Consider the following 19,942-nt stretch of genomic DNA (forward strand, 5'->3'; position numbering starts at 1 on the left):
TGTCAGGGACGGGGCAGATCTTCCATCGCGACCTCGGCCTGACGGGAGAAGTGCTCGACCACCTCGCGGGAGACCTCCTGCGCGGTGAGCCCGACGTGCTCCAGCACCTGGGCCCGGCTGGCGTGGTCGAGGAACTCCTGCGGGATCCCGAAACCACGGACGGCGGTGGGCACCCGGGCGGCGGACAGGGCGGACGACACGTGGCTGGCGACCCCGCCGGACACCCCGCCGTCCTCCACCACCACGACCAGCTGGTGCCGGGCGGCCAGCGCCGGCACCGCCTCGTTCACCGGCAGCACCCAGCGCGGGTCGACCACGGTGACGCCGATGCCCTGCTGGTTCAGCCGCTGGGCCACCTCCAGCCCCAGGGCCGTCATCGAGCCGACGGCCACCACCAGCACGTCCTCGTCGCCCTCGCGGTGCAGCACGTCGAGGTTGCCGACCCGCTCGAGCGCGGGGACCTCGTCGGCCACCTGGCCCTTCTGGAAGCGCAGCACGGTGGGGGCGTCCTCCACTGCCACGGCCTCGCGCAGCAGCTCGCGCAGCCGCACGGCGTCGCGCGGGGCGGCGATCCGGATGCCCGGCACCAGGCCCAGCAGCGACAGGTCCCACATGCCGTTGTGGCTGGCCCCGTCGTCGCCGGTGACCCCGGCCCGGTCGAGGACGAAGGTGACGCCCTCGCGGTGCAGCGCCACGTCCATCAGGACCTGGTCGAAGGCCCGGTTCATGAAGGTGGCGTAGACCGCGACCACCGGGTGCAGGCCGCCGTGCGCCATCCCGGCCGCGCTGGTGACCGCGTGCTGCTCGGCGATACCGACGTCGAACACCCGGTCGGGGTAGCGCTCGGCGAAGCGGTGCAGACCCACCGGGATCAGCATGGCCGCGGTGATGCCGACCACGTCCGGCCGCTCGTCGGCGATCTGGACGATCTCGTCGGCGAACACGCTGGTCCACTTGACCCCGCCGCGGCCGCTGGAGACCGGCTTGCCGGTCTCCGGGTCGATCACGCCGATCGCGTGGAACTGGTCGGCCTGGTCGTTGCGGGCCGGTGCGTAGCCGCGGCCCTTCTCGGTGATCGCGTGCACGATCACCGGGCCGCCGAACGACTTGGCCCGGCCCAGGGCGAACTCCATGGCCTCGAGGTCGTGGCCGTCGACCGGGCCCACGTACTTGAGACCCAGGTCCTCGAACAGGCCCTGGGGGGCCACGATGTCCTTGATGCCCTTCTTCATACCGTGCAGGGTGCCGTAGGCCAGCCGGCCCGGCGTGCCCCCGCGCTGCAGCACCGACTTGCCCAGGTCGAGCGCCTTCTCGTAGCTGTCCAGCGTGCGCAGCTTGGCCAGCCGCTCGGACAGGCCGCCGATGGTGGGCGCGTAGGAGCGCTCGTTGTCGTTGACCACGATGACCAGGTTGCGTTCCTGGCCGACGGCGATGTTGTTCAGCGCCTCCCAGGCCATGCCACCGGTGAGCGCGCCGTCGCCGACGATCGCCACCACGTGCCGGTCGCCGCGGCCGGTGAGCTGGTTGGCCTTGGCCAGGCCGTCGGCCCAGGACAGCGACGAGGAGGCGTGGCTGCTCTCGACGATGTCGTGCTCGGACTCGGCCCGGGAGGGGTAGCCGGACAGGCCGCCCTGCCGCTTGAGGGCGCTGAAGTCCTGCCGGCCGGTGAGCAGCTTGTGCACGTAGCACTGGTGCCCGGTGTCGAACACGATCTGGTCGTGCGGGGACTGGAAGACCCGGTGCACGGCCATGGTCAGCTCGACCACCCCGAGGTTGGGCCCGAGGTGGCCGCCGGTGCGGGAGACCTCGCGGACCAGGAACGTGCGGATCTGCTGGGCCAGATCGTCCAGCTGCGCCGCGTCGAGCAGTCGAAGGTCGTCCGGGCCATGGATCTCCGTGAGCGCCACCATCGACTACGCATCTCCCTAGCTGCCGTGTAAAACCCGTGGACTCGGCGGACCCGATCCGGCGGATCCACCGTCCTGACCCACGATTCTAGGGTCGCTCCCGCAGCCCGCGCTGCGAACCTCCACCCGTAAGGGATTAGACACACGAAACTTTCATAATTCCTCCAGGTCTTGGGGCAGAGCATGCTCGACGGACCGTGACCCGGGAGGGACCGTGCGTGGCCGGAGTCGCCCGGCCGGAAGGTGACGAGCGCCACCCCACGCAGCCGGTCACAGCCGGGGGATGTACCGCTCCCCCCGCAGGGCCCGGGCCACGAGCTCCACACCCCGCTGGGCGGCCGCCAGCCGGGACTGCTCCTGCTGGACCGCCTCGATCATCTCTTCGAGCGCGGCAGGCGGCAGGTCACGGGACAGGTCGGTGCGGATCCGGCTGAGCCCCCGGTCCAGGGCCTGCCGCTGCGCCCCGACGTGCTGGTAGGCCAGCCAGGCCAGACCCAGGACCTGTTTCCGCAGCACCGGGTAGGCGCGGAAGTCGGCCGGGCACTGGTCGAGGAGCCAGGACGAGGCGGACTGCTCCCACTCGCGGGTGCCGGGCGGAAGGACGGCCTCGGGCCAGCCGGGCGGGAGGTGTTCGGTCACAGGAAAGAGAGTGACACCCGTCGCACCCGGGAGTGCAACCGATCCACCGGGTGATTCCGTCGTTGTCAGTGGCGTCTGATCTCATCTGGGGGTTGGCGGTTACCAGGAGAGACTGTGTTTTCAGGACGTTTGCGGGCCGGCGGGGCGCTGATCGCCGGGTCGGCGCTGCTCGGCGGATGCGGTCTTCCGCATGTGGAGGTCGTCCTGCACGACCGGGTGGAAGGAGCCGCCGCTGCCCCGGCGACCACGGCTCCTGCGGCACCTCCGGTCGGGCCGGAGACCACGCAGACCCCGCAGGCCCCGGTGACCGTGCGGCCGGTGAAGTACCTGCACACCGGCAAGAACACCTGGGTGGTCGCGGCCGGGAAGTCGGCGGTGAGCGGGTCGGCCGGGCCGGTGCTGCGCTACCAGGTCGCGGTGGAGCGGGGCATCGACGGGATCACGGCGAAGAAGTTCGCCGGTGAGGTGGTGAAGATCCTCGGCGACGACCGCAGCTGGACCGGTCAGGGCGAGCGCCGCCTGCGGCGGGTGGGCCCCGGCCAGAGCGCCGACTTCACCGTCCGGCTGACCACCCCGGGCACCCGGGACGTGCTCTGCGGTGGGACGGGCGGGTACACCTCGTGCCGCAACGGCGACGACGTGGTGATCAACGTGGCCCGGTGGGTGCACGGGGTGCCGGACTACCCCGCCTCATTGGCCGTCTACCGCGCCTACGTGATCAACCACGAGACGGGGCACCTGCTGGGGCACGGCCACGAGCTCTGCCCGGGCCCCGGCCGCCTGGCACCGGTGATGCAGCAGCAGTCGCTCGGCATGCACGGATGCCGGGCCAACGCCTGGCCGTCGCCGAAGGGCAAGCCGCTCCACGGCAGCGCCGGGGAGTACGACGATCCCATCCCGGTCGAGCGCACCGGCCGCAACTAGGTCCTGTCCTGCGAATCGGTCGCCTACTGCGGGGCACCCGGTGGGCAGCCTGGACGCACCCGGCGGGCACCCACGTAGAACCACTACGAGGGCGCCCACCGGGCACGCCCAGGCCGTCACCGGGCACCTCCTCGCTACGGCGCCGATCCACAGGACAGGCCCTAGCCCCTCCGCGCAGAACCGCCCGCCCCTCGTTCGAGGGACGGGCGGTTCAGACCGGTCCGGACGGCTACCAGCCACCCGAGGGGGCGTCCGTGGCGTCGGTGCCCACGGACGTCCCTAATCGGTTCAGCTGACCAGCGAGCGCAGCACGTACTGCAGGATGCCGCCGTTGCGGTAGTAGTCGGCCTCACCGGGGGTGTCGATCCGGACCACGGCGTCGAACTCGACCTTGGTGCCGTCCGTCCTGGTGGCGGTGACCTTGACGGTGGCCGGGGTGGTGCCGTTGTTGAGCTCGGTGACCCCGGCGACGTCGAACGTCTCGGTGCCGTCCAGGCCCAGCGAGTCGGCGTTCTGGCCGGCCGGGAACTGCAGCGGCAGCACGCCCATCCCGATCAGGTTGGAGCGGTGGATCCGCTCGTAGCTCTCGGTGATGACCGCGCGGACGCCCAGCAGACGCGTGCCCTTGGCCGCCCAGTCGCGGCTGGAGCCCGAGCCGTACTCCTTGCCGGCCAGCACCACCAGCGGGACGCCGGCCTCGGCGTAGGCCTGGGCCGCGTCGTAGATCGTGGTCTGCTCGCCCTCGGCCAGGAAGTTCCGGGTGAAGCCGCCCTCGACGCCGTCCAGCAGCTGGTTCTTCAGCCGGATGTTGGCGAAGGTGCCGCGGATCATCACCTCGTGGTTGCCCCGCCGGGAACCGTAGGAGTTGAAGTCCTTGCGGGCCACGCCGTGCTCGGCCAGGTAGACCCCGGCCGGCGAGTCGACCTTGATCGAGCTGGCCGGGCTGATGTGGTCGGTGGTCACCGAGTCACCCAGCTTGGCCAGCACCCGGGCGCCGGAGATGTCGGTGACCGGGGTGGTCTCGATCTTCATGCCCTCGAAGTACGGGGGGCGGCGCACGTAGGTGGACTCGCTGTCCCAGGCGAAGGTGCTGCCCTCGGGGGTGTCCAGCGACTGCCAGCGCTCGTCACCGGCGAACACGTCGGCGTAGTCGCCGACGAACATGTCCTTGGTGATCGAGTCCTCGACCACCGCGGCGACCTCCTGAGCGGACGGCCAGATCTCGCGCATGAACACGTCGTTGCCGTCGGAGTCGGTGCCGATCGGGTCGTTCTCCGGGTCCCAGTCGATGGTGCCGGCCAGCGCGTAGGCGATCACCAGCGGCGGGGAGGCCAGGTAGTTCATCTTGACGTCGGGGTTGATCCGGCCCTCGAAGTTGCGGTTGCCGGAGAGCACCGACACCACGGTGAGGTCGTTCTCCTGCACCGCGGCCGAGATCTCCTCGGGCAGCGGGCCGGAGTTGCCGATGCAGGTGGTGCAGCCGTAGCCGACCAGGTGGTAGCCGAGCTTCTCCAGGTACGGCACCAGACCGGCCTTGGCGTAGTAGTCCATGACCACCTTGGAGCCCGGCGCCATCGTGGTCTTCACCCACGGCTTGACCGACAGGCCCCGCTCCACCGCGTTCTTGGCCAGCAGCGCGGCGGCCAGCATGACCGACGGGTTGGAGGTGTTGGTGCAGCTGGTGATGGCGGCGATGGTGACGTGGCCGTGGTCCAGCTCGAACTGGGTGCCGTCGGCCATGGTGACCGGAACCCGCTTGTGCGGGCGGCCGTTCGATTCGTGCGGCGCGTTCGGCTCGTCGGCCTTGCTGGAGGAGGACGCCGACGGGGAGTCGCTGGCCGGGAACGACTCGGCCACCGCCTCGTCCTGCTTGCCCCCGGACTGCCAGTCCTTCACGTAGTCGGAGATCGCCCCGCGCCAGGCGGCCTTGGCGTGGGCCAGCTCGATCCGGTCCTGCGGGCGCTTGGGACCGGCGATGCTCGGGACCACGGTGGACAGGTCGAGCTCGAGGTACTCGGAGTACTTGGCCTCACTGGCCGGGTCGTGCCACAGGCCCTGCTCCTTGGTGTACGCCTCGACCAGGGCGACCTGCGCATCGCTGCGGCCGGTCAGGCGCAGGTAGTCGAGCGTGACCTCGTCGATCGGGAACATCGCGGCGGTGGAGCCGAACTCGGGGCTCATGTTGCCGATGGTGGCCCGGTTGGCCAGCGGCACCGCGCCGACGCCCTCGCCGTAGAACTCGACGAACTTGCCCACCACGCCGTGCTTGCGCAGCATTTCGGTGATGGTGAGCACCACGTCGGTGGCGGTGACCCCGGCCGGGATCTCACCGTTGAGCTTGAAGCCGACCACCCGCGGGATGAGCATGCTGACCGGCTGGCCGAGCATCGCGGCCTCGGCCTCGATACCGCCGACGCCCCAGCCCAGCACGCCGATGCCGTTGACCATGGTGGTGTGCGAGTCGGTGCCCACGCAGGTGTCGGGGTAGGCCACGCCGTCACGCTCGAAGACCACGCGGGCCAGGTGCTCGATGTTGACCTGGTGCACGATGCCGGTGCCCGGGGGCACCACCTTGAAGTCGTCGAAGGCGGTCTGGCCCCAGCGCAGGAACTGGTAGCGCTCGCCGTTGCGCTGGTACTCCAGGTCGACGTTCTTCTCGAACGCGTCCGGCCGACCGAACACGTCGGCGATCACCGAGTGGTCGATCACCATCTCGGCCGGGGACAGCGGGTTGATCTTGTTCGGGTCGCCGCCCAGCTCGGCCACGGCCTCGCGCATGGTGGCCAGGTCGACGATGCACGGCACGCCGGTGAAGTCCTGCATGATCACCCGGGCCGGGGTGAACTGGATCTCGGTGTCCGGGTTCGCACTCGGGTCCCAGCCGGCCAGCGCCCGGATGTGGCCGGCGGTGATGTTGGCGCCGTCCTCGGTCCGCAGCAGGTTCTCCAGCAGGACCTTCAGGCTGTACGGCAGCTCGGCGGCACCGGGGACGGCCGAGAGCCGGAAGATGTCGTAGCTGGCGTCTCCGGCAGCGAGTTGGCCGCGCGCGCCAAAGCTGTCGAGGCTTCTCACACTGCTCAACGAGAGCTCCTTAGATCGTCGTAGATCGTCGTCACCGAGCACCATACTAAAGTATCTCGACGTCAAGATAGTTAGCCGAACCTAAGTCGAAGCCTGCCCCCAGTCGAACAACGAGGCAGGTTGACGCGCCGTTCGGCGCAACCGCTACGAGTTCCGGACGCACTCGAGGCAGCGACGGCCTGTTATCGCCGACCGCGCGAACGCCGGGGCCAGGCGGGGCGCCGGGCGGGCTCGGACACCGTCGGGACCTCCGACGGCGAGGGCCGCTCACCGGCCGGGACCAGCACGGCCACGCACTCCACGTGGTGGGTCATCGGGAACAGGTCGAAGGCCCGCAGCTTGTCCAGCCGGTAGCCCAGCCCCTCGGCGAAGGCCAGGTCGCGGGCCAGGGCGGCCGGGTCGCAGGCCACGTAGACGACCACGCGCGGAGCCAGCGCGGTGACCTGACGCATCACGTCCTTGCCGGCGCCCGAACGGGGCGGGTCGAGCACGATCACGTCGGCCCCGCCGTCGGCCAGCGGTCCCCCCTCTGCGGCCAGGCGCGGCAGCACGCGGGAGACCGAGCCGTTCTCCACCCGCACCTGCCCCAGGTCGTGCAGGCCCCGGCGGGCGTCGGCCGAGGCCCGGGCGTCGCCCTCGACCAGCAGCACGCTGCCGGTGACGCCGACCTGTTCGGCCAGCCCGGCCGCGAACAGCCCCACGCCGCCGTACAGGTCCACCGCGCGCTCCCCCGGCCGGGCCTGGGTGGCCTCCAGCACGGCGTCGAGCAGGGTCTGGGCCGCGGCCGGGTGCACCTGCCAGAAGCCCGTACCGGTGACCCGGAACGGCCGCGGCGTACCCGCCACGCTTACTTCCTCAGAGACCCAGGTACGCCCCTTGACCTGGTGCAGGCCCTCGTCGTCGCGGGTGGCCACGTTGGTCTCGGGCAGCTTGGGCAGCCGCAGCGAAGGACCCTTGCGACTGGCGACGGCCTCGGCCACCACCAGCGGCGAGCCGGTGGAGGGCTCGACCACCTCGACCGCGAGCGCCCCCGGCCAGCGGGACTGGGTGATCCCCAGCGACGCCGCCGCGGGAGAGGCGATCAGACACTCCTTCACCGCGATCACGTCATGGGAGCGGTGCTTGCGCAACCCCGGGCGTCCTTCGGTGTCGACCGTGAACCGCACCCGGGTGCGCCAGCCCAGCCCGTCACCCTCCGGGCCCTCCACCACGACCTCGGGCACCGGGTCGAGGTGAGCGATCCGGCGCAGCTGCTCCTTCACCACGTCGGCCTTCATCCGGCGCTGGGCGGACAGGTCGGCGTGCTGCCAGTCGCACCCGCCGCACAGCCCGGGACCGGCCACCGGGCAGGGCGCCGGGACCCGGTCGGGCGAGGCCTCGACGACCTCGACCGCGTCGGCCCGCCAGAACTTCGCGTCCGGCCCGGACTCGGTCAGCCGGGCCAGCACCACCTCACCGGGCAGCGCGTGCCGGACGAAGACCACCCGGCCCTCGTGCCGGGCCACACAGTGCCCGCCGTGCGCCACCGGGCCGACCTGCAGCTGGATCAGCTCGTCGGTGACCAGGCCAGGCCCCGAGGCGACGGACGACGGGGAGTCACTGGTCGGACTGCTAGACATTCTGTTCCTTCGTAGAGATCTCTTCGGGGCTCTCCGGCGGCACCGCACCCCGCCGCGCGTCCCCCGGGGCCGGGCGGTTCTCCTCGCCCAGCCGGTGCCGCGAGGACCGCAGCTGCCAGGGCACGCTGGCCACGATCACGCCGGACATGAAGTGCAGACCGCTCTTCAGCCGCAGCGCGCTCTGGTTGTGCAGCAACTGCTCCCACCAGCGCCCCACCACATACTCCGGCACGTAGACCACCACCAGGTCGCGGGGGCTGTCGCGGCGGATACTGCGCACGTAGTTGAGCACCGGGCGGGTGACCTCACGATACGGCGAGTCCAGGGCCCGCAGGGGCACCGGGATGTCGCGGCGGTCCCACTCCTCCTGCAGGCGCCGGGTCTCCTCGGCGTCGACGGTGACCGTGACCGCCTCCAGCACCGAGGGCCGGGAGGCCCGGGCGTAGGCGAGCGCCCGCAGCGTGGGCTTGTGCAGCTTGGACACCAGGACGATGGCGTGCACCCGGGACGGCAGGACCCGGCCTCTGCTGTCGTCCTCCTCGTCCAGCTCGGCCCGCACCTTCCGGTAGTGCCGGCGGATCGCCAGCATCAGCACGAACAGCACGGCCATGAACAGCAGGGCCAGGTAGGCGCCGCGGGTGAACTTGGTGATCAGCACGACCACCAGCACGCTGCCGGTGATGCTCAGGCCGATCGCGTTGATCACCCGGGACTGTTTCATCCTCCGCCGCGCCGCCGGGTCGGCCTCGGTGCGCAGCAGCCGGGTCCAGTGCCGCACCATGCCGGTCTGGCTGACCGTGAAGGAGATGAAGACGCCCACGATGTAGAGCTGGATCAGCCGGGTGACCTGGGCGTCGAAGGCCAGGATGAGCAGGCTCGCCCCGACCGCCAGGAGCACGATGCCGTTGCTGTAGGCCAGCCGGTCGCCGCGGGTGTGCAGCTGGCGCGGCAGCAGGTCGTCGCGGGCCAGGATCGAGCCGAGCACCGGGAAGCCGTTGAACGCGGTGTTGGCGGCCAGGATCAGGATCAGCCCGGTGGCGAAGGTGACCAGGTAGAAGGCCGGCGGGAAGCCGCCGAAGAGGGCCGAGGCGATCTGGCCGATCACCGGGTCCTGCACGTAGTCCTCGCCGACCGGCACGCCGTCGCGGGTGAGCTGCTCGGCCGGGAACTCGGCGAAGCGCACGTGCATCAGCCGGGACAGGATGATCGTGGACATCAGCATCAGCACCGCGATCGAGCCGAGCAGGGCCAGCGTGGTGGCGGCGTTGTGGCTCTTCGGCTTCTTGAACGCGGGCACCCCGTTGCTGATCGCCTCGACCCCGGTCAGCGCCGCGCAGCCGGACGAGAACGCCCGCAGCAGCAGGAAGGCCCCGCCCAGACCGACCAGGCCCTGCTCGAACTGCGACTCCGGGAGCAGGTCGAGCACCGCGCTCTCGGCCTGCGGCAGGTCGCCCAGGAAGTACTTGAGGAACCCCCAGGCGCTCATCCCCAGGATGGCGAACATGAAGACGTAGGTGGGCACGGCGAACGCGGAGCCCGACTCCCGCACCCCGCGCAGGTTGATCGTGGTGAGCAGGACGACCACGATCACGGCGACGAGCGCCTCGTGCCCCCGCAGGAAAGGCATGGCCGAGGCGGCGTACTGGGCCCCGGAGGAGATCGAGACGGCGACCGTGAGGACGTAGTCGACCAGCAGCGCGCTGGCCACGGTGATCCCGGCGGTCGGCCCGAGGTTGACCGTGGCCACCTCGTAGTCGCCGCCGCCGGAGGGGTAGGCGTGCACGTTCTGCCGGTAGGACGCGACCACGATCAGCATGACGAAGACCACCGCCACCCCGACCCAGGGCGAGAGCGCGTACGACGTCAGGCCCGCGGCGGCCAGGGTCAGCAGGATCTCGTCCGGCGCGTAGGCCACCGAGGAGAGCGCGTCCGAGGCGAAGACCGGCAGCGCGATGCGTTTGGGCAGAAGGGTCTCGCCCAGACGTTCGCTGCGCACCGGCCGCCCCACGAGCAGCCGTTTCACGGCGCCGGGAAATGAAGGCACGGCCGGTCATCGTATTCCCGGCGGCCGGAGGGCGGTAACGGTGGACCGTGGGGCCCACCGTGGGCGAGCCACGGGTGTACCTTCAGCGGCGGACAGCAGGTCAGCTGAGAGGGCCGACGAACGTGCACTTCGTGATCATGGGATGCGGCCGCACCGGCTCCACCCTGGCCCAGATGGTCGAGGACCGCGGGCACACCGTCGCGGTGGTGGACCAGAACGCGAACGCCTTCCGCCGGCTCGGCCCGCACTTCGAGGGCCGCCGCGTGGTCGGCCCCGGTTTCGACCGGGACACCCTGACCGAGGCGGGGATCGAGGACGCCTACGCGTTCGCCGCGGTGAGCAACGGCGACAACTCCAACATCCTGGCCGCCCGGGTGGCCCGGGAGACGTTCGGCGTGAGCAACGTGGTGGCCCGGATCTACGACCCGGGCCGCGCCGAGGTCTACCAGCGCCTGGGCATCCCCACCGTCGCCACCGTGCGCTGGACGGCCGACCAGATGGCCCGCCGGCTGCTGCCCGCCGGCGCGATCTCCGAGTACCGCGACCCCTCCGGCGCGGTGATCCTGGCCGAGGTACAGGTGCACACCGGCTGGGTGGGGCGGCGGATGGCCGCCCTGGAAGCCGCTTCCGAGGCCCGGGTCGCCTTCCTCTCGCGGCTCGGCGAGGGGCTCGTGCCCGGGCCGGACACCCTCTACCAGGAGGGCGACCTGGTGCACTTCGTGCTGCGGCACGACCAGCTCACCTCGGTGGAACAGAGAATGGCCGTCCCGCCGTCGAAGGATGGGCACTGATGCGGATCGTCATCGTCGGCGCGGGCAGCGTGGGCCGCTCGATCGCGCGGGAACTGCTCACCAACGGGCACCGGGTGCTGCTGATCGACAAGGACCCGAACGCGATCCGGGTGACCAGCGTGCCGGAGGCCGAGTGGCTGCTGGCCGACGCCTGCGAGATCAGCTCGCTGGCCGACGCCGGGCTGGCCGACTGCGACGTGGTGGTCGCGGCCAGCGGCGACGACAAGGCCAACCTGGTGGTCTCGCTGCTGTCGAAGACCGAGTACGGGGTGCCCCGCACCGTGGCCCGGGTGAACACCCCGGCCAACGAGTGGATGTTCGACGAGGCCTGGGGCGTGGACGTGGCGGTGTCCACCCCGCGGCTGATGACGGCCCTGGTCGAGGAGGCCGTCTCGATCGGTGAGCTGGTCCGGATCTTCACCTTCCAGCAGGGTCAGGCCTCGATGGTGGAGCTGACCCTGCCGGCCGAGTCGCCGCTGGCCGGGACCATGGTCGGCGAGATCGCCTGGCCGGACGACACCGTGCTGGTCGGGATCATCCGGGGTGAGCGGCCGATCCCGCCCAGCCGCGACGACGCCCTCGAGGCCGGGGACGAGCTGATGTTCATCACCGTGCCGGACAGCGAGGACGCGTTGCAGGAACTGCTCAACCCCCGCGGCTGAGAGTCCCCGTACAAAACATCGGTGCCCACCGGCGTCCTCAGATTCAGGACGTCGGTGGGCACCTTCGTTGGTCAGGAGACCTTGTGCGGGGTGTGGTCGGCGGTGACCGGCGGCACCTTGCGCAGGACCCGCCAGATCAGCCAGAGCGCCACGGCGAACAGCGGCAGGCCCAGCACCAGGCCGTTCAGCAGGCCCAGCAGGGTGGCCTGGTCGGCGATGCTGAGCGGGACCTGCACCGCCACCCGGATCAGGAACAGCGCCACGAAGATCCAGGTGGCCTTCACGAACGCCTGGTAGCGCGGGCGGTGGTGACGCCACTCGAACATCTCGCCGGTGATCGGGCCGACGAAGACGCCGACGACCGGCCAGCGCACGGCGATCGAGATCATCGCCCCGAGCGCCGAGCCGCCGTTCTTGACGATGCTGGTCAGGAACATGTCCGAGGCCCGGCCGGTCTTGCTCGCGATCCAGGCACCGATCGCGATCCCGATCACCCCGGAGAGCGCCTGGGTGAGCGGCTCGCGCCGGACCAGGCGGATCGCAATCAGCACGACCAGCGGGGCCAGTGCCGCGTAGACCGAGGGCCGCAGTTCCTGGGTGATCGCGAAGGCGATCGAGAAGACGGTGTACGGCAGTACCGACTCGATCACGCCGCGGGGGCCGCCGATCGCCTTGTTCAGGTCGAACTCGGCCGCCACGGCCTGGGCGAACGAGCCCTTGCCGACCCGCTCGGCGACGTTCTCGGCAGCGTGTTCGACGGGCGGGTGGGGATGCTGGGAGTGCTCCCCCGGGACGGGGGCGGACCCGTGCTGCTGCTCCGTCATCGGCTCTGGTCAGCTCCGGTCGGCTCTGGGTTCGGCTGGGCGGGCGGCCCGCACCGGGCGGACCGCTGCCCCAAAGCCTAGCCCGGGCTGCCGGGCACCAGTTCGTAGCGCGGGTTGAAGATGGTGGCGGTGCCGCTCGCCTCGCACACCACACCCTGGACGCGGATGCGCCGGCCCGGCTCCACCCCACCGATGTGCCGGCGGCCCAGCCAGACCACCGCGATGCTGCCGCTACCGTCGTACAGCTCCGCGACCAGCGCGGGGACGCCGGCCCGGGGGCGCAGCGTGACGGCGCGCAGCGTGCCGCAGACCATGGCCGGCTGCCGGGCCCGGAGCTGGGCGATCGGGGTGCCGCCGAGGCGGACCGCCTGCTCGCGCTCCTCGTCGGCGTGCACCACGTGCTGAGGGGCGGTGAACCGGGCCAGGGCCCGGCGCAGGCCGGAGCGTTCGGCCGGGGCGGCCGGTGCCTGATCGTCTGTGATCTGCTTACCCACGGATTTCAGCGTACCCATCCCGAACCTGCTCCCTGAGCCGTCCCCGGGCGTTCGGGGAGTGGCCCTGCCCACTCTTTTGCAGGTGTACGACCTGTTGCTCAACAAGCCGTTTCGGTTCTTATTCCTGCTCCGCACATCCATCTTGACCCAGATCGGCCGAGGAGTCACAACCGGAGCGGGCGGACTTGGGGGCAATCAGCCGGACGGCCCAGGCCGGTACCCGACCTGGGCCGTTCTCCGTGCTGTTCTGCGTGCTCGCGGAAGAGCTGGTCAGCGGACCTCGGTGATCTCCGGGCCGCGCTCCGGCGGGCGCAGCGTGTCCTTCTTCTCCTCGGCCGGTGCGCCCTCGCCCTCACCCTCGCCCTCGCCGTCGGCCGGGTGGGCGTTGTCGGGCAGGCTCAGCGGCAGCAGCTCGCGCGGGGCCATCGCATCGGTGCCCCGCACCACCACCACGTCCCGCACCAGGCTCTCCAGCTCGAGTGCCTTCTCCTGGTCGAGCGCGGCGGCCCCGTGGAACACCGCGCGCAGGAACCAGCGCGGGCCGTCGACGCCGGAGAACCGGGCCGGCTGCAGCACGGTGCGGCCGTCCGGCGTGCGGGCGGGCACCTTGGCCAGCAGCTCGCGGCCGAACACGCCGGGCACGTCGTCGACCTCGCCGCCCTGGCGGCTCACGCTGGCGGCGATCTCGGCGCGGATGTCGTCCCAGATCCCGGAGGTGCGCGGGGCGGCGAACGCCTGCAGCTGCACGGCCGAGTCGTTGAGCTGGACGGTCGCGGCGATGACCTTGTTGGTCTGCTCCTCGATCTCCAGGCGCATCTGGATGGTGCCCTCACGGGCCGGCAGCCGGATCGCGCCGAGGTCGATGTAGGTGACCTCGGGGTCGGCCTCGGCCTCGTCCCAGGGGCCGTTGGACCGGTCGTAGACGTCGCCCGGCGCCGGTGCGCCCTTCGGGGCGTTGTCTTCACGGTCGTCGTCGGCGGCGGAGGACGCGGAGGTGGTCTCCGGCTCGTCGGCCGGGGACGCCTCGTCCCCCTTGTTGCGGCGGAACCAGCTCATCAGTGCTCTCCTCGTTGCGTTCCCAAGCCCGTGCTGCCCGTGCTGCCGTCGGTGAACCCACCGGTCGAGCCGAAGCCGCCCGCCCCGCGCACGGAGCCGGGCAGCCGGCCGGCCTCGACGAAGGAGGCCCGGCTCACCGGCTGGACGACCAGCTGCGCGATCCGGTCGCCGCGCCGCAACTGCACCGGGGTGGTGCGGTCGGTGTTCAGCAGCGTCACCCGGATCTCACCGCGATATCCCGCATCGACCGTGCCGGGCGCATTGACCACCGTCAACCCGAAACGCGCGGCCAGGCCGGAGCGCGGGTGCACGAAGGCGGCATATCCGTCCGGCAGGGCGATCGCCACCCCGGTCGGGACCGTCTGCCGCTCCCCCGGCTCCAGGGTCACGTCGACGGCGGTGACCAGGTCGGCCCCGGCGTCGCCGGGGTGCGCGTAGCCGGGCAGGGGCAGCTCGGGGTCGAGGCGCTGGACGAGCACCTCGACCTGGCCGGAGGCGAAGTCCTCCCAGCCGGAAGGTGCGGAAGTCGTGCTCACGGTCGGACAGCCTATCCAGCACCGGAGCCCGGCCGGTCCGCCCCGGCCAGGATGCGTTCCGTACGGCGCGGGCCGGGTGGTACGCACCGGCCCGGCGGGCCCGTGGGAAACTGGGAACATGCGCCCGGACCAGCAGGAAGCGGCGGCCTCGGCCACGCCCGCGACCACCGCCAAGAAGAAGAACCTGACCGAGAAGCTGAGCCCGACGCCCGGCGTGTGGCTCGGCTTCGCCGCCTTCGGGGCGGCCTTCGGCCTGATCCCGGGCCCGATCAACGTGCCGTTCGCGATCGGGACCGCGGTGGTGATGGCCGGCGTGGTGCTCGGCCTGGTGGTGCTCTGGACGCCGCGGCTGGAACTGGCCAAGGGCGTGTTCTCGGCCGGGCGGGCGAAGGTGCCGGCCTCGCTGGTCGCCGAGGTCGAGGCCCTGGACCCGGCCCGGATGAAGGCCCTGCTGGGCACCGAGCTGGACGCCCGGGCCTACCGCTGCACGCGCGGCTGGGTGCGCACCGGGATCCGGGTCACCCTGGACGACCCGCAGGACCCGACGCCGTACTGGCTCGTCTCGACCCGCCGGCCGCAGGACTGGGTGCGGGCGCTGGGCTCGTGACGCTCCTGGGCGAGCCCTTGGCGCCCCACACTCTCAGGTAGTGCCGTTCCGTTGGTTCAGGCCGCGCATTCCTTGCAGATCAGCTGGCCGTTCTTCTCGCCCGCGAGCTGGCTGCGGTGGTGCACCAGGAAGCAGCTCATGCAGGTGAACTCGTCCGCCTGGCGGGGCAGGACGCGGACGGACAGCTCCTCGTTGGACAGGTCGGCCCCGGGCAGCTCGAAGCCCTCGGCCGCCTCGGTCTCGTCCTCGTCGACCGAGCCGGCCGACTTGTCCACCCGGCGGGCCTTCAGCTCTTCGAGCGAGTCCTCGTTGAGGTCGTCGTCGGTCTTGCGCGGCGCGTCGTAGTCGGTTGCCATGGTGTGGTCACGCTCCGGTGTGTGGAACTCACGCGGGACGTGCCCTTCCACCGGATCCGCCGATGCGGAACCGGTGAGGTGCGCGTTGCCCCCATGAGAACGGGATTGCTGGTCGTTGCTCGAACTGGTGGTGCTCTGGCCGAATGCGGTGCTCGCGCCCTGGTGGATCAAGGTCGTTGCTACCGGACTGTGGACTAACGCGCCCGGGGCCGGATTTGTGCCCGCTCTCGCGGCAGGGATTGTGCACCAGTCGAGCCGGGATAGCCACACCGCCGCACCGGGAGAACGACATCAATTCCCGTCACCGAACGGATCAGACCTCACCCTCCGTACTCGGACACGGCGCCTAACGGGTGGACGTCACGAAATGTTCCCGCACGTGTTCGCTCGACGGCACCCGAGTCGCCTGTCCGGCAACGCTGCGTCGACCGTAGAGTGTCGGGCGGTGCAGTGTGTCTCACAGCTGTTGCACGGCCGTAACGCGGCTGTTCCTCACCCGTGAGGCCCACTCGCGCCAGTGCCGGAAGAGATGGCTTCCGGCACTGGAAGAGCTCGCGGACATCGTTCGGGGGCGAGTGAGGGAGAAAATCAATGAGCGAGTTCGTCGCGCAGATCAGGGGCCGTGCGGCAGAGGCGCTGACCTGGCTCCGGGAGGCGCAGGACAGCGGTGACGAGTACCTCGTCAACGTCTCGCTCGACCAGATCGAGTCGATCGCCCGGGTGGCGGCCGACCACAGCATCACCCTGGAGGGAGTGGCCGAGTCGCTGAACGCGTACGGCCTGCAGGTCCCCCAGGGCCGCACCGGCGGGGCAACGGCCTAGGGGCACCCGCGTCTGGTCCGAGCGATCGAAGGCGCTTCAGGTCGGGTCGGAGTCGGCGTCCAGCTGCCCGAGGACGTCGCAGAGCCCCTCGAGAAGGGGGGACGCCGCTCCGACGACCATCGCACCACCGGCCGGAGCGCCCCGGAGACCGGACAACGCACCACCCGCCTCGGTGAGCACGAGGGCCGCCGCGGCGATGTCCCAGACGTTCACCCCCCGCTCGTAGTACGCGTCCACCGTGCCGGTGGCCACGCCGCACAGGTCGAGCGCCGCGCTGCCGATCCGCCGGATGTCCCGGACCTGCGGCAGCACCCCGGTGAGCACCCGGGCCTGTCCGGCGCGCCGGGTCGCCGCGTAGCCGAACCCGGTGGCCACCAGGGCCTGGTCGAGGGCCGGCGGGGCGGCCAGCTTCAGCCCTCGCGGGATCGAGCCGTCGCCCGGGGTCAGTTCCGCGCCCAGCCCGCGCCCGGCCGTCCAGGTGTCACCGGTGGCCGGGTTGTGCACGCAGGCCGCCACCGGCGTCCAGGCCCCGTCCACCGTCGGGTCGCCCTCCACCACGGCCACGCTGACCGCGTAGGCGTCGATCCCGTAGCGGTAGTTGACGGTGCCGTCGATCGGGTCGAGCACCCAGGTCAGGCCCGACTCGCCGGGGCTGTAGCCGGCCTCCTCGCCGAGCAGGCCGTCGCCCGGCCGGGCCTCGGCCAGACGCTCGCGCAGCAGCCGCTCCACGGCCTGGTCCATCGCCGTGACGATGTCGGTCGGGGTGGACTTGGTGCTCTCCACCTCGCGGGCGCCCGGGTCGTCGGCCAGGCCGGCCCGGATCAGGTCACCACCGGCCCGGGCCACCTCCTCGGCCAGGGCCCGCAACTGCTCGGTGCTCACTGGTTCACCCTTTCCGGAGCGACCGGCTGGTCGGCGTTCTTGTCGATCGGCAGCACCCAGTCGACCCCACAGGCGGCCGGCTTGTCCGGGTTACGCAGGTTGCTGCAGCAGTTCGCCGGGCAGACGTCGTGCCAGGGCCCGGCCCCGGCCATCGAGGGCCGCTCGGGGTTCTCGCCCCGCTCGGCCGCGGCCCGCTCCACCACCAGGGCGGCCAGGGTGGCGGCGAACTCCTGGGCCCGGCCGGAGGTGGCGGCCCGCACGAACGGCAGGTCCAGCCCCCGGGCGATCTCCTCGGCCTCGGTGTCCAGGTCGAACACGACCTCCATGTGGTCGCTGACGAACCCGATCGGCACCACCACCACGCCGGGGACGCCCTGGGCCTTGAGCTCGGTGAGGTGGTCGCCGATGTCCGGCTCCAGCCAGGGCTGCGAGGGCGGGCCGGAGCGCGAGCAGTAGACCAGGTCCCAGTCCTGCGAACCGGGCACGCGGGCGGCCACGGCGGCGCACGCCTCGCGGTGGGTGCGGGTGTAGGCGTTGCCGTCCGGGCCGGCCGCGTCGTCCATCGCGTCGGGGATCGAGTGCGTCACGAAGACCACCCGCGAGCCCCGGGGCAGGGTGGCCAGGGCGTGGGTGATCGAGTCGGCGACCGGCTGCAGGAACCCGTCCTGGTCGAAGTAGTGCCGGATCTTGTCGATGCGCAGGCTGCGGCCCTCGCGGGACAGCGTGATCAGCGCCTCGGCCAGGTCCTCGCGGTACTGGCGGCAGCCCGAGTAGCTCGGGTAGGCGCTGGTGACCACCGTCAGGACCCGGCGGGCGCCGGCCTCGTGCGCCTCGCGGAGCGCGTCGGTGGCGAAGGGGGCCCAGTTGCGGTTGCCCCAGTAGACCGGCACGTCGCCGGCCCCGGCGGCGGCGAGCTGCTCACGCAGGTTCGCCAGCAGCAGCCGGTTCTCGTCGTTGATCGGGCTGCGGCCGCCGAAGTGCTGGTAGTGCACCTCGACCTCTTCGAGTCGCTCGCGCGGGATGCCCCGGCCCCTGGTCACGTTCTCCAGGAACGGCATCACCTCGTCGGGGGCCTCGGGCCCGCCGAACGAGAGCAGGAGGACGGCGTCGTACGGCTTCAAGGAGCTCACCCGTAGATCCTGCCAACTGACTTCCGTCCCCGCGCGTTCGGGTCGGAAGTCCCGCACCGGCGAGTCCGCCGTCCCGGAGCCGCCCGGCGGCCCATACTGGGGCCCGCTCCCCGATTCCGGCACACAATGTGATTACATCGGTACCCAGAGTTCATCGTGAACCTGGGTGGACGGGTGTGACCTGGATTGCCGGGCCGACTCGCCCGCCATGTGCTTCGCCGATGCGGTACGAAGTGGCACAGTCTTCACGCAGGTCGCGGTTGCCGGAGGGAGTGAACATGGAAGATCTTTCGCTCGTCGGCGTCCACGAGGACGGGGAGCACCTGCTGCTCTCGGGCCCGAACGGCCAGCGCTTCCGGTTGCGGGTGGACGACGCGTTACGCGCGGCGGTCCGGCGCGACCGGGCCCGGCTGAGCCAGATCCAGATCGAGGCGGAGGGCCGGCTGCGGCCGCGCCAGATCCAGGCCCGGATCCGGGCCGGCGAGACCGCCGAGGAGGTCGCCGAGGCGGCCGGTCTCTCGCTCGAGCACGTGCGCAAGTACGAGGGCCCGGTGCTGGCCGAGCGCGAGTACGTGGCCGAGCAGGCCCGCCGGGTGCGGGTGCGGCGGGGAGGCGGCGCCGAGCCGCTCTCGCTCGACGAGACCGTCACCGAGCGCCTGGCCGCCCGTGAGGTCGACCAGGAGACCACCTCGTGGGACGCCTGGCGGGGAGACGACGGCCTGTGGATCCTGGCGCTGGAGTTCATCGCCGGTTCCACGCTGCGCCAGGCCCGCTGGCTCTACAACGCCGGTCTGCGCAACGTCACCGCGCACAACGACGAGGCGCGCTGGCTCACCGAGGACGAACCGCCCCAGCCGCAGAACGAGCGGGCGGCCGGGCCGGTCACCGGCAGCATGCGCCGGCTGGCCACGGTGCGCGGCGCCGACCGCCCCTACGACCAGGAACAGCGGGTCGAGGCGCGTCCGGCGTACGAGGAACCGGCGGCCGTCAACCTGCTCGACACGCTGCGCGAGCGGCGTGGCCGGCGTAACCGGGCCCTCAGCGAGGACGAGGAGCGCGCCGGTCATCCCGATCCGGTGCGTGAGGCGATCGACACCCTGCTCAGCCGCAGCGACACGATGGGCGAGCCCCCGGCCGCCCATCCGGCCCGATCCCGCCCGCAGGACGCGCGGGACGGGGAGGTGCTGGTGCTGCCCGACACGGAGTCGCTGTACGACCTCGAGCCGGCCGACGCCCCGGTGCCGCCCCGCGCCGAGAAGCCGGAACGGGCCGACCGGTCGGACCGGGACCGGCTCGACCGTGACCGCGCCGAGCGGGAACGTTCCGAGCGGGAGCGCGAGCGCGCCGAACGGGAGCGCCGGGAACGCGCCGAGCGCGAGCAGGCCGAAAGCGAGGCCAAGGCGGCCGAGCCCGAGCGGGTCGTCGACGTCGAGAAGGCCGAGCCCGAGCCGACCCCGGTCCCGGCCGGGCGCCGGCCTGCGGCCAGCAGCCGCAAGCAGCGCCGGGCCAGCGTCCCCTCCTGGGACGACATCGTGTTCGGCCAGCGACGCGACTGAACCGACCGACAA

Annotated in this window: 18 protein-coding genes; 6 read left to right on the plus strand and 12 right to left on the minus strand. The window is 71.6% G+C overall.

The annotated features are described in order from the left end of the window. Positions 1-2 precede the first annotated feature (2 nt). Positions 3-1,910 carry a 1-deoxy-D-xylulose-5-phosphate synthase gene (dxs, locus tag QSK18_RS22260; protein WP_232811954.1) on the minus strand — a complete coding sequence of 636 codons (1,908 nt, stop codon included), beginning with the start codon at positions 1,908-1,910 and terminating at the stop codon, positions 3-5. 267 nt (positions 1,911-2,177) lie between these two features. After that, the gene (locus tag QSK18_RS22265) at positions 2,178-2,546 is read right to left on the minus strand and encodes a hypothetical protein (protein ID WP_232811953.1); all 369 of its coding nucleotides are present in this window, start codon (positions 2,544-2,546) and stop codon (positions 2,178-2,180) included. A gap of 114 nt (positions 2,547-2,660) precedes the next feature. On the opposite strand from QSK18_RS22265, the gene QSK18_RS22270 reads away from it, so the two are divergent. Then, positions 2,661-3,470 carry a DUF3152 domain-containing protein gene (locus tag QSK18_RS22270; protein WP_285622738.1) on the plus strand — a complete coding sequence of 270 codons (810 nt, stop codon included), beginning with the start codon at positions 2,661-2,663 and terminating at the stop codon, positions 3,468-3,470. A 288-nt stretch (positions 3,471-3,758) separates the two neighbouring features. Here QSK18_RS22270 and acnA read toward each other — a convergent pair whose 3' ends face one another. The 3 genes from acnA to QSK18_RS22285 all read right to left on the minus strand — a co-directional run bounded on the left by acnA (position 3,759) and on the right by QSK18_RS22285 (position 10,214). Beyond that, the gene (gene acnA, locus QSK18_RS22275; protein ID WP_285622968.1) at positions 3,759-6,542 is read right to left on the minus strand and encodes an aconitate hydratase AcnA; all 2,784 of its coding nucleotides are present in this window, start codon (positions 6,540-6,542) and stop codon (positions 3,759-3,761) included. A 191-nt stretch (positions 6,543-6,733) separates the two neighbouring features. After that, on the minus strand, positions 6,734-8,170 hold the full coding sequence (locus QSK18_RS22280; RefSeq protein WP_285622741.1) for a class I SAM-dependent RNA methyltransferase: 1,437 nt from the start codon (positions 8,168-8,170) through the stop codon (positions 6,734-6,736). Then, the gene (locus tag QSK18_RS22285; protein ID WP_232811949.1) at positions 8,163-10,214 is read right to left on the minus strand and encodes an APC family permease; all 2,052 of its coding nucleotides are present in this window, start codon (positions 10,212-10,214) and stop codon (positions 8,163-8,165) included. The genes QSK18_RS22280 and QSK18_RS22285 overlap by 8 nt, the downstream gene beginning before the upstream one ends. 122 nt (positions 10,215-10,336) lie before the next feature. Here QSK18_RS22285 and QSK18_RS22290 point away from each other — a divergent pair, with 122 nt between their 5' ends. Both QSK18_RS22290 and QSK18_RS22295 read left to right on the plus strand, forming a co-directional pair. Further along, positions 10,337-11,005, plus strand: a complete 669-nt coding sequence (locus QSK18_RS22290; RefSeq protein WP_352396604.1) for a potassium channel family protein — start codon at positions 10,337-10,339, stop codon at positions 11,003-11,005. Next, on the plus strand, positions 11,005-11,667 hold the full coding sequence (locus tag QSK18_RS22295; RefSeq protein ID WP_232811948.1) for a potassium channel family protein: 663 nt from the start codon (positions 11,005-11,007) through the stop codon (positions 11,665-11,667). Before QSK18_RS22290 ends, QSK18_RS22295 begins: the two co-directional genes overlap by 1 nt. A 71-nt stretch (positions 11,668-11,738) precedes the next feature. Here QSK18_RS22295 and QSK18_RS22300 read toward each other — a convergent pair whose 3' ends face one another. The 4 genes from QSK18_RS22300 to dut form a co-directional block, all read right to left on the minus strand. After that, the gene (locus QSK18_RS22300; protein WP_285622747.1) at positions 11,739-12,491 is read right to left on the minus strand and encodes a DUF3159 domain-containing protein; all 753 of its coding nucleotides are present in this window, start codon (positions 12,489-12,491) and stop codon (positions 11,739-11,741) included. A gap of 77 nt (positions 12,492-12,568) precedes the next feature. Continuing rightward, positions 12,569-12,985, minus strand: a complete 417-nt coding sequence (locus QSK18_RS22305; protein ID WP_232811946.1) for an OB-fold nucleic acid binding domain-containing protein — start codon at positions 12,983-12,985, stop codon at positions 12,569-12,571. Between the two features lie 270 nt (positions 12,986-13,255). Then, positions 13,256-14,041, minus strand: coding sequence for a DUF3710 domain-containing protein (locus QSK18_RS22310; protein WP_285622750.1), 786 nt, complete (start codon positions 14,039-14,041; stop codon positions 13,256-13,258). Then, a complete protein-coding gene (gene dut, locus QSK18_RS22315; protein WP_408623502.1) occupies positions 14,041-14,520 on the minus strand; it encodes a dUTP diphosphatase in 480 nt (159 codons plus the stop codon). The genes QSK18_RS22310 and dut overlap by 1 nt, the downstream gene beginning before the upstream one ends. A gap of 175 nt (positions 14,521-14,695) precedes the next feature. On the opposite strand from dut, the gene QSK18_RS22320 reads away from it, so the two are divergent. After that, positions 14,696-15,184: a DUF3093 domain-containing protein gene (locus tag QSK18_RS22320; protein WP_232811943.1), complete on the plus strand. Its 489-nt coding sequence runs from the start codon at positions 14,696-14,698 to the stop codon at positions 15,182-15,184. Between the two features lie 56 nt (positions 15,185-15,240). Here QSK18_RS22320 and QSK18_RS22325 read toward each other — a convergent pair whose 3' ends face one another. Continuing rightward, the gene (locus QSK18_RS22325) at positions 15,241-15,540 is read right to left on the minus strand and encodes a DUF4193 domain-containing protein (RefSeq protein WP_052533293.1); all 300 of its coding nucleotides are present in this window, start codon (positions 15,538-15,540) and stop codon (positions 15,241-15,243) included. Between the two features lie 591 nt (positions 15,541-16,131). Here QSK18_RS22325 and QSK18_RS22330 point away from each other — a divergent pair. Further along, the gene (locus QSK18_RS22330) at positions 16,132-16,362 is read left to right on the plus strand and encodes a hypothetical protein (protein ID WP_232811942.1); all 231 of its coding nucleotides are present in this window, start codon (positions 16,132-16,134) and stop codon (positions 16,360-16,362) included. A 36-nt stretch (positions 16,363-16,398) separates the two neighbouring features. Here the strand turns inward: QSK18_RS22330 and QSK18_RS22335 are convergent, their stop codons facing one another. Together QSK18_RS22335 and QSK18_RS22340 are read right to left on the minus strand one after the other, a co-directional pair. Beyond that, a complete protein-coding gene (locus QSK18_RS22335; RefSeq protein WP_285622757.1) occupies positions 16,399-17,244 on the minus strand; it encodes an inositol monophosphatase family protein in 846 nt (281 codons plus the stop codon). Beyond that, positions 17,241-18,374 carry a ferrochelatase gene (locus QSK18_RS22340; protein WP_285622760.1) on the minus strand — a complete coding sequence of 378 codons (1,134 nt, stop codon included), beginning with the start codon at positions 18,372-18,374 and terminating at the stop codon, positions 17,241-17,243. The genes QSK18_RS22335 and QSK18_RS22340 overlap by 4 nt, the downstream gene beginning before the upstream one ends. 278 nt (positions 18,375-18,652) lie before the next feature. Between QSK18_RS22340 and sepH the strand changes: the two genes are divergently transcribed. Then, the gene (gene sepH / locus QSK18_RS22345; protein ID WP_232811939.1) at positions 18,653-19,930 is read left to right on the plus strand and encodes a septation protein SepH; all 1,278 of its coding nucleotides are present in this window, start codon (positions 18,653-18,655) and stop codon (positions 19,928-19,930) included. Positions 19,931-19,942 lie beyond the last annotated feature (12 nt).

The sequence above is a fragment of the Kineosporia sp. NBRC 101677 genome, assembly GCF_030269265.1.
In the GTDB taxonomy this organism is placed as follows: domain Bacteria; phylum Actinomycetota; class Actinomycetes; order Actinomycetales; family Kineosporiaceae; genus Kineosporia; species Kineosporia rhizophila.